The 13,255-nt window shown below is 52.8% G+C and carries 10 protein-coding genes; 9 read left to right on the top strand and 1 reads right to left on the bottom strand.

What is annotated here, in order from left to right:
- The first annotated feature begins 251 nt into the window (after nt 1-251).
- Both QMN93_RS24780 and QMN93_RS24775 read left to right on the top strand, forming a co-directional pair.
- Nucleotides 252-416: a DUF2556 family protein gene (locus QMN93_RS24780; RefSeq protein ID WP_008502862.1), complete on the top strand. Its 165-nt coding sequence runs from the start codon at nt 252-254 to the stop codon at nt 414-416.
- A gap of 139 nt (nt 417-555) precedes the next feature.
- Nucleotides 556-2,637 (top strand): bifunctional diguanylate cyclase/phosphodiesterase, encoded by a 2,082-nt coding sequence (locus QMN93_RS24775; protein WP_193140101.1) that lies wholly within the window; start codon nt 556-558, stop codon nt 2,635-2,637.
- Here the strand turns inward: QMN93_RS24775 and envR are convergent.
- Nucleotides 2,553-3,269: an acrEF/envCD operon transcriptional regulator gene (gene envR, locus QMN93_RS24770; protein WP_193140103.1), complete on the bottom strand. Its 717-nt coding sequence runs from the start codon at nt 3,267-3,269 to the stop codon at nt 2,553-2,555. The two genes, QMN93_RS24775 and envR, sit on opposite strands and share 85 nt — an antisense overlap.
- A 385-nt stretch (nt 3,270-3,654) precedes the next feature.
- On the opposite strand from envR, the gene QMN93_RS24765 reads away from it, so the two are divergent.
- The 7 genes from QMN93_RS24765 to QMN93_RS24735 all read left to right on the top strand — a co-directional run bounded on the left by QMN93_RS24765 (nt 3,655) and on the right by QMN93_RS24735 (nt 13,071).
- Nucleotides 3,655-4,794, top strand: coding sequence for an efflux RND transporter periplasmic adaptor subunit (locus tag QMN93_RS24765; RefSeq protein ID WP_045888036.1), 1,140 nt, complete (start codon nt 3,655-3,657; stop codon nt 4,792-4,794).
- Nucleotides 4,795-4,805: 11 nt separating this feature from the next.
- On the top strand, nt 4,806-7,919 hold the full coding sequence (locus QMN93_RS24760) for an efflux RND transporter permease subunit (protein ID WP_193140105.1): 3,114 nt from the start codon (nt 4,806-4,808) through the stop codon (nt 7,917-7,919).
- Nucleotides 7,920-8,222: 303 nt separating this feature from the next.
- The gene (locus QMN93_RS24755; RefSeq protein ID WP_008502867.1) at nt 8,223-8,444 is read left to right on the top strand and encodes a lipoprotein; all 222 of its coding nucleotides are present in this window, start codon (nt 8,223-8,225) and stop codon (nt 8,442-8,444) included.
- Nucleotides 8,445-8,917: 473 nt separating this feature from the next.
- Nucleotides 8,918-9,943, top strand: a complete 1,026-nt coding sequence (locus QMN93_RS24750) for an amino acid ABC transporter substrate-binding protein (RefSeq protein ID WP_023333654.1) — start codon at nt 8,918-8,920, stop codon at nt 9,941-9,943.
- 67 nt (nt 9,944-10,010) lie between these two features.
- Nucleotides 10,011-11,192: an amino acid ABC transporter permease gene (locus QMN93_RS24745; RefSeq protein ID WP_048981143.1), complete on the top strand. Its 1,182-nt coding sequence runs from the start codon at nt 10,011-10,013 to the stop codon at nt 11,190-11,192.
- Between the two features lie 9 nt (nt 11,193-11,201).
- Nucleotides 11,202-12,305, top strand: a complete 1,104-nt coding sequence (locus QMN93_RS24740) for an amino acid ABC transporter permease (protein ID WP_182383930.1) — start codon at nt 11,202-11,204, stop codon at nt 12,303-12,305.
- A 7-nt stretch (nt 12,306-12,312) separates the two neighbouring features.
- Nucleotides 12,313-13,071, top strand: a complete 759-nt coding sequence (locus QMN93_RS24735) for an amino acid ABC transporter ATP-binding protein (RefSeq protein ID WP_193140109.1) — start codon at nt 12,313-12,315, stop codon at nt 13,069-13,071.
- The last annotated feature ends 184 nt before the right edge of the window (nt 13,072-13,255 follow it).

Below are 13,255 nucleotides of genomic sequence, written 5' to 3'. Positions count from 1 at the left end.
ATTGATTATTATATGAATATTAAAATCATCTAAAAGCATGAAAACAGCTAATATGACAGTACGGCATGAACTGATACTAATCAGTTAAATGCTTGTTTAAAAAGGCGCTCTTCGGCATGGGGAAGCGCCTTTTTTATTACCTGCGCTTCTCCGTCAACGCATTGTAAACCTTCGCCTCTCCTGCTTTTCAACCCCAGTTTTTCGTGTATATTTCCCCCACCTTACTGGCGATTTTCTCGCGGAATGACACAATGATTCGTAAATACTGGTGGCTGGTTGTCTTTGCAATCTCCGTTCTCATTTTCGATGCACTCCTGATGCAGTGGATTGAACTGATGAGCACCGAAACCGATAAGTGTCGCAATATGAACTCCGTCAATCCGCTGAAACTCGTGAACTGCTCAGAGCTCGACTAACCGCCCGATTGCGCAAATCACCCCGTTATTACCCACTAAAAACGGGGATTTAAATCCCTTTGAGCCATTACCTGACGGTGATAATGTCTCGCCCTTCTCAACCGCTCTAGCGTAACCCCACACTCGAGTAGAACCGTCCATGCTGGTCAGCCAATACAACCCTATCCTTGTCGTCCTCTCCTTTGTTGTTGCCATTCTTGCTGCGTATACCGCGCTGAACATGGCTGCACGCGTCGCCGGGAGTGAGGGCGTCGCTGCCCGCGTCTGGCTGGCTGGCGGCGGTATTGCTATGGGGATTGGCGTGTGGGCCATGCATTTTATCGGCATGCTGGCGATGGACCTCTCCATGAGCATGAGCTACAACGCCACCCTGACGGTGCTATCCATGGTCATCGCCGTGGGTTCGTCGCTGTTTGCGCTATGGCTTGTGAGCTGCGAGCAACTACGCCTGCGCCGACTGCTGCCCGGCGCGCTGGTAATGGGAAGCGGTATTGTGGCCATGCATTACACCGGCATGGCGGCGCTGGAGGTGATGCCCGGGATAATCTGGGACAAGGTCTGGGTGGCCATTTCGGTCGTGATTGCGCTTGCCGCTTCACTCGCGGCATTATGGCTGACCTTCCGCCTGCGTCGCGAAGCCGCGCAGGTCGTGCTGATGCGCATGGGTGCCGCCATCACGATGGGAATTGCCATTGCCGGCATGCACTATGCCGGGATGAAAGCGGCGCAGTTTCCGATGTCCACAATGGTTCACCATGAGGGTATCAACGGGAGCTGGCTGGCGGTGCTGGTCAGCGTCGTCGCGCTCTCAATTCTTGGGATCACCCTGCTGGTGTCGATGCTGGATGCCCGCCTTCAGGCACGCACCGCCCTTCTGGCCTCGTCGCTGGCAGAAGCTAACCGGGAACTCGCTCAACTGGCGCTACACGATACCCTGACGCGTCTGCCCAACCGTATCCTGCTGGAAGACAGACTCGATCAGGCCATCAGCAAAGCCGATCGTGAAGGGAACCACTTTGCCCTGATGTTCATGGATCTTGACGGCTTTAAAGCCATCAATGATGCCTACGGCCATGATGTCGGTGACAGGCTGCTGGTCGCCGTTACGCAGCGCCTGCTGCTTCTCCTGAAGGGCCAGTTCACACTTGCACGCATCGGCGGTGATGAATTTGTTCTGCTGGCAGAGGGAGAAGGTCCGGACGACGCGGCATCGCTGGCGAATTCGCTGGTGCGCGCGATCGATAGCCCGTTCAATCTTAGCCCCTATGAACTGGTGGTGACCCTCAGCATTGGTATCGCGCTGTACCCTCACGACGGCAAAACCGAGCGTGAGCTGATGTTTAACGCCGACGCGGCGATGTATCACACGAAGCATATGGGCCGTAACGGTTATCACTTCTTCCAGCCCTCCATGAACACCCTGGCGCAGACCCATCTCCAGTTATTGAACGATCTGTGGATGGCGATCGATCGCAATGAGCTGCGCCTGCTGTATCAGCCAAAATTTCACGCCCCGGCGGGCCCGGTCCTCGGATTCGAGGCGTTATTGCGCTGGCAGCATCCTAAGCAGGGGCTACTGACGCCGGACCTTTTTCTGCCGCTGGCGGAAAAAACGGGGCTAATCGTCCCCATTGGCAACTGGGTGATTCATGAAGCCTGTCGTCAGCTGCGGAAATGGCATCTCCAGGGGTATCAAAGCTGGTCAATGGCGGTAAACCTGTCGACACTGCAGTTTGAACAACCTTCGCTGGTTAAAACGGTTCTCGACTGCCTGGCACTTCACCAGGTGCCACCGGAAATGTTGATCCTCGAAGTGACGGAAACCACGGCGATGAGCAACCCGGATGAGAGCGTACGCGTGCTGACAGAGCTGACGGATGCAGGCGTGAAGGCCTCCATTGATGATTTTGGCACCGGATATTCGAGCCTGCTGTACCTCAAGCGCTTACCGGCCTGCGAATTGAAAATCGACAGGGCGTTTGTGAAAGAGCTCAGCGGCGAGAGCGAGGATGCCACTATTGTCTCAGCAATTGTGGCTCTCGCTAAAACACTTAACCTGAAAGTTGTGGCTGAAGGTGTGGAAACCGAAGCGCAGCAAGCCTTTTTAACCGAGCTTGGCTGTAACACCCTTCAAGGTTATCTGTTAGGTAAACCCGTCAGCGCGCAGACCATAGAGGCACTTTGTGCCCGAGGGGAAATGTTACCCGGCGCTGAGCAGTAAGCATCATCCGGCGACACGCGAATAACCGGGAGTGTCGCCAGTATGCTATCGACCAGAGCGGGAGCCTGCTGATAAAGATTAAAACTGTCGTTATTCATTAACCAGTTTTTAATTATTCCGCTAAAAAAACCGTGGAATACAATCAAGGTGAGTTCAACATTCACCTGTGGCGAAATGATGTTTCGCGAAATACAGGTCTCCAGCGCGGCGCGTAGCGTGTCATCGTTGAATCCGATACGCTTTCTGATTTCGCGCTCAGAAATCATATCACTGCTAAATTCACACTTATGATACAGAATTTGTAAAAGCGCACATTGCCGGGGTTCATGGGCAATATATTGCAGCGCGGTAATAAATTGCTCACGAAGTTTTAACAATGGATCGTCACTATCGGAAAGGGAAAGCCTGTCGTGAATAATCTCGCGAAGCGGTAATTGGTGTTCCCAGATGGCATTAAATATTTCAGATTTACTGGTGAAGTGCCAGTAGATCGCGCCGCGCGTCACCTTAGCAGCATCAGCGATATCCGTCAGCGTCGTGCTGGCTACGCCACGCGTCGCAAACTGTTCGATAGCCGCCTCAATCAGCTGCTGCCGGGTTTGTTGAGCCTCTTCTTTCTTTTTACGCGCCATAGGCAACTACTCGTTACTCACAAGGTTTAAAAGTAATATTGCGTTCATGCAAATGTAAGTATTCACTAAAATCCGTTTTAATTTTGCACAAAAAAAGTCACCCCTCTTAATTTATAATCAATATAAATATATCGCTCCAATTAAATTGGCGGAGTGAATAATTAAAAACATTAAACTCATTTACCTGATTAACATGCCTGAAGTATATCCCTGAATGGACCCGGTCTGATTCTGATTTTTTCTACAAGCATGGTCATTCGCACTTATAAATTAAAAAACATTAAATACCCTCATTATTATACGCAGCTACATTTTATTTTTATCCCTCTGCCCTTGCTACCGATTCGCGGCATATATCGGTGAATGGGTATTTAAAGGAACAGTAATGACGAATCATTTCAGACGTTTGCCCTTATCCGGTTTCATTGTCTGCGCGGTACTGCTCACTGGATGCGATGGTCAGGAAAATCAACAGCAACACCAGCAGGCGCCTCAGGTCAGCGTGCATATTGTGAAAAGCGCGCCTCTGGCGGTCACCACTGAACTCCCGGGCAGAACAGATGCATTTCGCGTTGCGGAGGTTCGTCCTCAGGTTAGCGGCATTATCCTGCGCCGTAACTTCGCGGAGGGTAGCGATGTAAAAGCGGGAGAGTCACTTTACCAGATTGATCCTGCGCCCTATCAGGCAGCCTATGACAGCGCGAAAGGCGAACTGGCGAAGGCTCAGGCGGCGGCCAATATTGCGCACCTGACGGTGAAACGTTATCTCCCGCTGGTAGGCACCCAGTATGTCAGTAAGCAGGAGTATGACCAGGCCGTGGCGACGGCTCAGCAGGCAGATGCCAGCGTGGTTGCCGCAAAAGCGGGTGTTGAGAGCGCACGTATCAACCTTGCCTACACCAAAGTGACCTCTCCGGTTGATGGTCGTATCGGGAAGTCCAGCGTGACCGAAGGGGCGCTGGTGACGAACGGGCAAGCCGCAGCGCTGGCAACGGTCCAGCTACTCGATCCGATTTATGTTGATGTCACCCAGTCCAGTAATGATTTTATGCGCCTGAAACAGACAAGCCTGCAAAAAGGTGATATCGCCAGCAACGTTGAGCTGCTGATGGAGAACGGGCAGCCCTACCCGCTAAAAGGCACATTGCAGTTCTCTGACGTCACGGTCGATGAAAGTACCGGCTCGATTACCCTGCGCGCCATTTTCCGGAACCCTCAGCATCTGTTGTTACCCGGCATGTTCGTTCGCGCCCGCATTGATGAAGGCACCCAGCCGGATGCGATTCTGGTACCACAGCAGGGCGTGACCCGTACACCGCGAGGCGATGCAACCGTCCTGGTGGTGAACGATAAAAACCAGGTTGAGCCGCGAACCGTCGTGGCCCCTCAGGCAATTGGCGATCGCTGGCTGGTGACGGAAGGGCTGAAAAACGGTGACCGCGTGATTGTCAGCGGGCTACAGAAAGTCAGACCCGGGGTAACCGTCGTTGCCACGCCTGATATCACCACGACGCCAGCCGGTTAAGGGACGACGATATGGCTAATTTCTTTATTCAGAGACCGGTTTTCGCCTGGGTACTTGCCATCATTTTGATGATTGCAGGCGGGCTGGCCATTCTCAAACTTCCCGTCGCACAGTATCCGACCATTGCTCCTCCCGCCGTGGCGATATCCGCGACTTACCCTGGAGCGGACGCTCAAACGGTGCAGGATACCGTTACCCAGGTTATCGAACAGAACATGAACGGTATCGATAAGCTGATGTATATGTCCTCCACCAGCGATTCAGCGGGTAACGTCACCATCACCCTGACCTTTGAGTCAGGAACCGATCCGGACATCGCCCAGGTACAGGTGCAGAACAAGCTGCAGCTCGCCATGCCGCTGCTGCCGCAAGAGGTTCAGCAGCAAGGGATTGGCGTGGAGAAATCCAGCAGCAGCTTCCTGCTGGTCGCTGGCTTTGTTTCAGACAACAAAAATCTCACGCAGAATGACATCTCTGACTATGTCGCTTCGAACGTCAAAGATGCCATCAGCCGAACGTCTGGCGTCGGTGACGTTCAGCTGTTTGGCGCTCAGTATGCGATGCGCATCTGGCTCGACAGCAACGCGATGAACAAATACCAGCTGACGCCGCAGGATATTATCAACCAGCTGAAAACGCAGAACGACCAGATAGCGGCAGGCCAGCTGGGCGGAACGCCGTCCATTCCCGGGCAGCAGCTGAATGCCTCGATCATCGCGCAAACCCGCCTGAAATCACCGGAAGAGTTTGGCCGCGTGACGCTCAAGGTGAATCAGGACGGCTCGATGGTTCATCTGAAGGACGTGGCTCGTATTGAGCTGGGTGGCGAAAACTACAACATGGTCACTAAAATCAACGGGCAGGCGGCAACCGGCCTGGGGATTAAGCTGGCAACCGGGGCAAATGCGCTGGACACCGCGGCAGCCATTAAGAGCAAGCTGGCGCAACTGCAGCAGTTCTTCCCGCAGGGGCTGAAAGTTGTCTATCCCTATGACACCACCCCTTTTGTGAAAATCTCCATTCACGAAGTGGTGAAGACCCTGTTTGAAGCAATCATTCTCGTCTTCCTGGTCATGTACCTGTTCCTGCAAAACCTGCGGGCGACGCTCATCCCGACTATCGCGGTGCCGGTCGTTCTGCTGGGTACCTTTGCGGTTCTGGCGGCATTCGGTTTCTCCATCAACACCCTGACGATGTTCGGTATGGTGCTGGCGATAGGTCTGCTGGTCGATGATGCTATCGTGGTCGTTGAGAACGTTGAACGCGTCATGGTCGAAGACAAACTGCCGCCGAAAGAGGCCACGCAGAAGTCGATGGAGCAGATCCAGGGTGCACTGGTGGGGATCGCCATGGTGCTCTCGGCGGTCTTTATTCCGATGGCCTTTTTTGGCGGCTCGACGGGGGCGATCTATCGCCAGTTCTCGCTGACTATCGTTTCCGCGATGGCGTTGTCCGTACTGGTTGCGCTAATCCTGACGCCCGCACTCTGCGCAACGTTGCTTAAGCCCGTATCCGGCGACCATCATGAGAAGAAAGGCGGCTTCTTCGGCTGGTTTAATGCGCTCTTTGATAAAAGCGTGGGGCACTACAGCAACAGCGTGAGCGGTATTTTGCGTAAGGCAGGGCGCTATCTGGCGGTGTACGTCATTATCGTCGGAGGGATGGCGGTGCTCTTCCTGCGCCTGCCTACCTCCTTCCTGCCCGAAGAGGATCAGGGGGTGTTTATGACGATGGTTCAACTCCCGGCGGGTGCAACCCAGACGCGTACTCAGCAGGTCCTCGATCAGGTTCAGGACTACTATCTGAACAACGAAAAGGCGAACGTGGAATCCGCCTTTACCGTAAACGGCTTTAGCTTTAGCGGCCAGGGTCAGAACGCCGGTATTGCCTTCGTCAGCCTGAAGCCCTGGGAGGAGCGCCCGGGGGCGGAAAACGGCGTTGAAGCCATTGTGGGTCGCGCGACGAAAGCATTCAGTCAAATTAAAGACGGCCTCGTGTTCCCGTTTAACCTGCCAGCAATTATCGAACTGGGTACCGCCACGGGCTTCGACTTTGAATTGATCGATCAGGCTAATCTGGGACATACCCAGCTGACGCAGGCGCGTAACCAACTGCTCAGCATGGTGCATGAGCACCCTGACCTGCTGGTTCGCGTGCGCCCTAACGGTCTTGAAGATACGCCTCAGTTCAAGCTGGATGTCGATCAGGAGAAAGCGCAGGCGCTGGGCGTCAGCCTTTCCGACGTCAACCAGACGATTTCGACGGCCTTAGGTGGCACCTATGTGAACGACTTTATCGATCATGGGCGCGTGAAAAAGGTCTACGTCCAGGCCGACGCAAAATTCCGTATGTTGCCGGGAGATATTAATAACCTTTACGTGCGCAGCGCGAATGGGGAAATGGTCCCATTCTCAGCCTTCAGCAACGCTCGCTGGGTGTATGGTTCACCTCGTCTGGAACGCTATAACGGGATGCCCTCTATGGAGATACTGGGTGAATCAGCCCCGGGTAAAAGTACCGGTGAGGCCATGGCTATGATGGAAAGTCTCGCGGCAAAACTGCCTTCCGGCATCGGCTATGACTGGACGGGGATGTCTTATCAGGAGCGGCTCTCGGGTAACCAGGCGCCTGCCCTGTACGCCATTTCACTGATCGTGGTGTTCCTGTGCCTGGCTGCGCTGTATGAAAGCTGGTCCATTCCGTTCTCCGTCATGCTGGTTGTGCCGCTGGGGGTCATTGGGGCTCTTCTCGCAGCGTCGCTGCGCGGGTTAAACAACGACGTCTATTTCCAGGTCGGCCTGCTGACGACGATTGGTTTATCGGCGAAAAACGCCATTCTGATCGTCGAATTTGCTAAAGACCTGATGGATAAAGAAGGCAAAGGCATTATTGAAGCCACGCTGGAAGCTTCCAGGATGCGCCTTCGACCGATCCTGATGACGTCCCTGGCCTTTATTCTTGGCGTCATGCCGCTGGTGATCAGCACCGGGGCCGGGAGCGGCGCGCAAAACGCCGTCGGTACGGGCGTTATGGGGGGAATGCTTTCCGCAACGCTTCTGGCGATTTTCTTCGTGCCCGTCTTCTTTGTGGTTGTTCGGCGACGGTTTACTCACCATAAAGATTAATGTTTCCCTGAAAAGGCACCTCTGGTGCCTTTTTATTTTTAACTTAAACAACGAATTAGGTTTTACATAAAGGAAGCATTAAGAATATGATGATTTGCATTAAGTAAAAACAGTCTCTTGCAACTCCATAATTTCTCCATTAATTCCTCCCTAAACCGACTTTTCTCCACGATTTTTACAAACTACATAATTTGAGATTATTCCTCGTGTAACGAGGACTTACCCCGGTGGTAAAATAACCTCCAGTTCGTTAATAGCCCTTCTGGCTTTATAGCGGATGAGAAATAATACTGAGGTAACATCATGAAAAGATTCATTTCCGTTGCACTTCTCGCTGCGCTGCTTGCTGGTTGCGCGCACGATTCTCCATGTGTACCGGTTTACGACGACCAGGGCCGACTGGTTCATACCAATACCTGTATGAAAGGCACCACCCAGGATAACTGGGAGACTGCGGGTGCTATCGCCGGCGGTGCTGCCGCAGTAGCGGGTTTAACACTGGGTATTGTTGCCCTCACGAAGTAACATCTGTTGAGAAAGCGCGGCTCTGGCCGCGCTTTTGCTTTTAATGAGTGCAATATTTTCAAATAAGTAAAAAAATAGCCCTGTAAATATTCACTAAATTAATCTAAGCCTGAAGTCAGTCACAACTTTTTCGCATATTCATTCAAATTACTTATTCTATCGTGATGATTTTCACACATTAAGATTATTGAATACCCTGCCAATATTCACGCTGAAAACTATCTCTTCTTTTTCCTGACCCAACTCGCAACTTTTGCTCCGATTTGTGGCACAGGTTGTAATTTCGCACCGTTTCGGGGCGCTCGTTTTATTTTAGCCTGTCTACACTCAGCATTAAGCGTTCACTCGTCTCTTATTTTGTCGAACGCAAAACTGGCATTACGTTTGCTTTATAAACGTTGGCCAAAGCCACAGACAGGTAAAGCGTTTAAAAACGCCTCTATAACGATAAATTTCGCCACACAGGATGCATTATGAAAAAGACGATGATAGCCAGCCTGGCCGCTGCAGGCATGTTGTTTGCCGTAGCCGGTCAAGCCCATGCGGGAACGACACTGGATGCCGTTAAAAAGAAAGGTTTTGTTCAATGTGGTATCAGTGACGGTTTGCCTGGCTTCTCTTATGCCGATGCGAACGGCAAATTTACCGGTATTGATGTGGATGTCTGCCGTGGCGTTGCAGCCGCCGTTTTTGGCGATGACAGCAAAGTAAAATACACCCCGCTGACGGCGAAAGAACGCTTTACGGCGCTGCAGTCCGGCGAGGTCGACATGCTCTCCCGTAATACCACCTGGACTTCCTCCCGTGATGCCGGCATGGGGATGTCATTTACGGGCGTGACCTATTATGACGGCATCGGCTTCCTGACCCACAATAAAGCGGGCCTGAAAAGCGCTAAGGAACTGGATGGCGCCACCGTTTGTATCCAGGCGGGCACCGATACCGAGCTGAACGTCGCGGATTATTTCAAAGCAAACAACATGAAATACACCCCGGTGACATTCGACCGCTCGGATGAATCGGCCAAAGCGCTGGAATCCGGCCGTTGCGACACGCTGGCCTCTGACCAGTCACAGCTGTATGCCTTACGCATTAAGCTGAGCAACCCGGCAGAGTGGATTGTCCTGCCTGAAGTCATCTCCAAAGAGCCTCTCGGCCCCGTCGTTCGTCGTGGTGATGAAGACTGGTTCTCCATTGTTCGCTGGACGCTGTTTGCCATGCTGAACGCAGAAGAGATGGGCATCAACTCTAAAAACGTTGATGAGAAAGCCGCTAAGCCATCCAACCCGGATATGGCACACCTGCTCGGTAAAGAAGGTGATTTCGGCAAGGATCTGAAGCTGGATAACAAGTGGGCTTACAACATCATCAAACAGGTGGGCAACTACTCTGAGATCTTTGAGCGCAACGTGGGATCGGAAAGCCCGCTGAAGATCAAACGCGGCCAGAACAATCTCTGGAACAACGGCGGTATTCAGTACGCACCACCAGTACGTTAAGTCATAGCTGTAACGGGCACTGCTCCGGCAGTGCCCACTCCAGAGTCATGGTTACTGAGGTTTCTTTATGTCCCATCGCCGCTCAGCCGTAAAAGGATCGCTATCCTTTTCTCATCCCGCGGTCCGCGCCTGGCTATTCCAGATTATTGCTATTGTTGCGGTTGTTCTCATCGCCGTGTATCTCATCCATAACACCATCACCAACCTGAATAACCGCGGCATTACCTCCGGTTTCGCGTTTTTAGATCGCAGCGCGGGGTTTGGTATTGTTCAGCACCTTATTGATTACCAGGAAGGTGACACGTACGGACGCGTGTTCGTGGTCGGTTTACTGAATACGCTGTTGGTATCGGCGCTTTGTATCGTCTTCGCGTCGATACTGGGCTTCTTTATTGGCCTGGCGCGTCTTTCTGAAAACTGGCTTCTGCGGAAACTGTCGACTGTTTACATCGAGACGTTCCGCAATATCCCCCCGCTCCTGCAGATCTTCTTCTGGTATTTCGCCGTACTGCGTAACCTTCCCGGTCCCCGCCAGGCCGTCGACGCGTTTGAGCTGTTCTTCCTGAGTAACCGTGGGTTGTCCATTCCTTCTCCTCAGCCGGGTGAAGGGCTGTACGCTTTTATCGGCGCGATTGTGATAGTGCTTGCGCTCTCTGCGGGGGTATTCCGTTTTAACCGCAAGCATCAGATCAAAACCGGTCAGCTTCGTAGAACCTGGCCCACGGCAGTTGTCCTGATCGTTAGCCTCCCGCTAATTGCACACTGGCTGTTTGGGGCCGCTTTGCACTGGGATATTCCACATCTGCGGGGCTTTAACTTTCAGGGCGGAATGGTATTAATTCCCGAGCTGGCAGCCCTGACGCTGGCGCTGTCGATTTATACGTCCGCGTTTATCGCAGAGATTATCCGTGCAGGGATCCAGGCCGTTCCTTATGGACAGCACGAGGCGGCACGCTCGCTGGGATTACCCCATACCGTGACGCTTCGTCAGGTCATTATTCCGCAGGCTTTACGGGTCATCATTCCCCCCCTGACCAGCCAGTATCTCAATATTGTCAAAAACTCGTCGCTGGCCGCTGCGATTGGTTATCCGGATATGGTGTCACTCTTCGCCGGAACCGTGCTTAACCAGACCGGACAAGCCATTGAAACCATCGCCATCACGATGTCTGTCTATCTGATCATCAGCCTGGTGATTTCACTGCTGATGAACCTTTATAACCGCCGTATAGCACTGGTCGAGCGCTAAGGATCTATGATGATAAAAGCGATACTGTCGCACTCCTCGCGCCCTGCCAACTCGACAGGTGGACGTTTCATTCTGTGGGCGCGTAAGAATCTGTTCTCCAGCTGGAGCAACAGCCTGCTGACGATTGTCTGCCTGTGGCTCATGTGGGAATTGATTCCTCCCCTGCTGAACTGGGCGTTTTTACAGGCCAACTGGGTCGGTTCAACCCGAGCTGACTGCACAAAAGCCGGCGCCTGCTGGGTGTTTATTCATGAACGTTTCGGTCAGTTCATGTATGGATTGTATCCCCATGAACAGCGCTGGCGGATAAATCTGGCGCTGGTTATCGGCCTGCTCTCTGTCGCGGCCATGTTCTGGAAAAAGCTGCCACATCGTGGACGCTATATTGCTGCCTGGGCCGTAGTTTATCCGATTATTGTCTGGGTACTGTTGTATGGCGGTTTCCTGGGACTGGAACGCGTTGAAACACGCCAGTGGGGCGGGCTGACGCTGACGCTGATTATCGCTTCAGTGGGGATAGCCGGTGCTTTACCGTGGGGGATTTTACTGGCCCTGGGACGGCGTTCAAAAATGCCGATCGTCCGCGTGCTCTCCGTTATCTTCATTGAGTTCTGGCGCGGCGTACCGCTTATCACCGTTCTGTTTATGTCATCGGTCATGCTGCCGCTGTTTATGGCAGAGGGAACAACCATCGACAAGCTGATCCGTGCCCTGGTGGGGGTGATTCTCTTCCAGTCCGCCTATGTCGCTGAAGTTGTACGTGGTGGTCTGCAAGCGTTGCCTAAGGGCCAGTACGAAGCGGCGGAATCACTGGCTCTCGGTTACTGGAAAACGCAGGGACTGGTCATTCTTCCACAAGCACTCAAGCTGGTCATTCCGGGTCTGGTCAACACGATCATTGCCCTCTTCAAGGATACCAGCCTGGTGATCATTATCGGATTGTTCGATCTCTTTAGCAGCGTGCAACAGGCAACCGTTGACCCTGTCTGGCTGGGCATGTCCACCGAAGGATATGTCTTTGCTGCCCTGATCTACTGGATCTTTTGTTTTAGCATGTCGCGCTACAGCCAGTATCTGGAAAAGCGCTTTAACACCGGGCGTACACCGCACTGAGGAAATTATGAGCCAAATAACTATGACACCCGCCGACGCGATGATTACGCTGGAAAATGTGAATAAATGGTACGGACAATTTCATGTCCTGAGTGACATTAATCTTAAGGTAAAGCAGGGAGAACGCATCGTCCTTTGCGGCCCTTCGGGCTCCGGAAAATCCACAACCATTCGCTGTATTAATCATCTTGAAGAACATCAGCAAGGACGCATTGTGGTTGATGGTATCGAGCTGAATGAAGATATCCGCAATATCGAACGCGTACGTCAGGAAGTAGGAATGGTATTTCAGCACTTTAATCTGTTTCCGCACCTGACCGTTCTGCAGAACTGTACGCTTGCACCGATTTGGGTACGAAAGATGCCGAAAAAGGAAGCGGAGGCATTGGCAATGCACTACCTTGAACGCGTACGTATCGCAGAGCATGCCAATAAGTTCCCTGGCCAGATATCGGGTGGCCAACAGCAGCGTGTGGCTATCGCCCGTTCGCTGTGTATGAAGCCGAAAATTATGCTGTTTGATGAACCGACATCTGCCCTGGATCCGGAAATGGTGAAAGAGGTTCTGGACACCATGATTGGGCTGGCACAATCCGGCATGACCATGCTTTGTGTTACACATGAGATGGGGTTTGCGCGAACCGTGGCCGACCGGGTGATCTTTATGGACCGCGGTGAGATTGTCGAACAGGCGCCGCCGGATGAGTTCTTTGCCCATCCGAAGTCAGAACGTACGCGAGCATTCCTGTCGCAGGTGATTCATTAGTTGTTTGCTCTGCCGGGTGGAGGCTTCGCCTTACCCGGCCTACCGTTTTTCGGCGCATAAACGCAAAAAGGCCATCCTTTCGGATGGCCTTCTCACTTATTTGATGTCTGGCAGTTCCCTACTCTCACATGGGGAGACCCCACACTACCATCGGCGCTACGGCGTTTCACTTCTGAGTTCGGCA

This window comes from Enterobacter sp. R-1.6.2, assembly GCF_035064085.1.
Lineage (GTDB): Bacteria > Pseudomonadota > Gammaproteobacteria > Enterobacterales > Enterobacteriaceae > Enterobacter > Enterobacter asburiae_B.
This window is presented reverse-complemented; position numbering and strand designations above follow the sequence as displayed.

Coding starts and splice junctions, on each gene's coding strand:
- QMN93_RS24740 (WP_182383930.1), top strand. CDS start 11,202: ATGATAAAAGCGATACTGTCGCACTCCTCGCGCCCTGCCAACTCGACA.
- QMN93_RS24745 (WP_048981143.1), top strand. CDS start 10,011: ATGTCCCATCGCCGCTCAGCCGTAAAAGGATCGCTATCCTTTTCTCAT.
- QMN93_RS24780 (WP_008502862.1), top strand. CDS start 252: ATGATTCGTAAATACTGGTGGCTGGTTGTCTTTGCAATCTCCGTTCTC.
- QMN93_RS24735 (WP_193140109.1), top strand. CDS start 12,313: ATGAGCCAAATAACTATGACACCCGCCGACGCGATGATTACGCTGGAA.
- QMN93_RS24760 (WP_193140105.1), top strand. CDS start 4,806: ATGGCTAATTTCTTTATTCAGAGACCGGTTTTCGCCTGGGTACTTGCC.
- QMN93_RS24755 (WP_008502867.1), top strand. CDS start 8,223: ATGAAAAGATTCATTTCCGTTGCACTTCTCGCTGCGCTGCTTGCTGGT.
- QMN93_RS24775 (WP_193140101.1), top strand. CDS start 556: ATGCTGGTCAGCCAATACAACCCTATCCTTGTCGTCCTCTCCTTTGTT.
- envR (WP_193140103.1), bottom strand. CDS start 3,269: ATGGCGCGTAAAAAGAAAGAAGAGGCTCAACAAACCCGGCAGCAGCTG.
- QMN93_RS24750 (WP_023333654.1), top strand. CDS start 8,918: ATGAAAAAGACGATGATAGCCAGCCTGGCCGCTGCAGGCATGTTGTTT.
- QMN93_RS24765 (WP_045888036.1), top strand. CDS start 3,655: ATGACGAATCATTTCAGACGTTTGCCCTTATCCGGTTTCATTGTCTGC.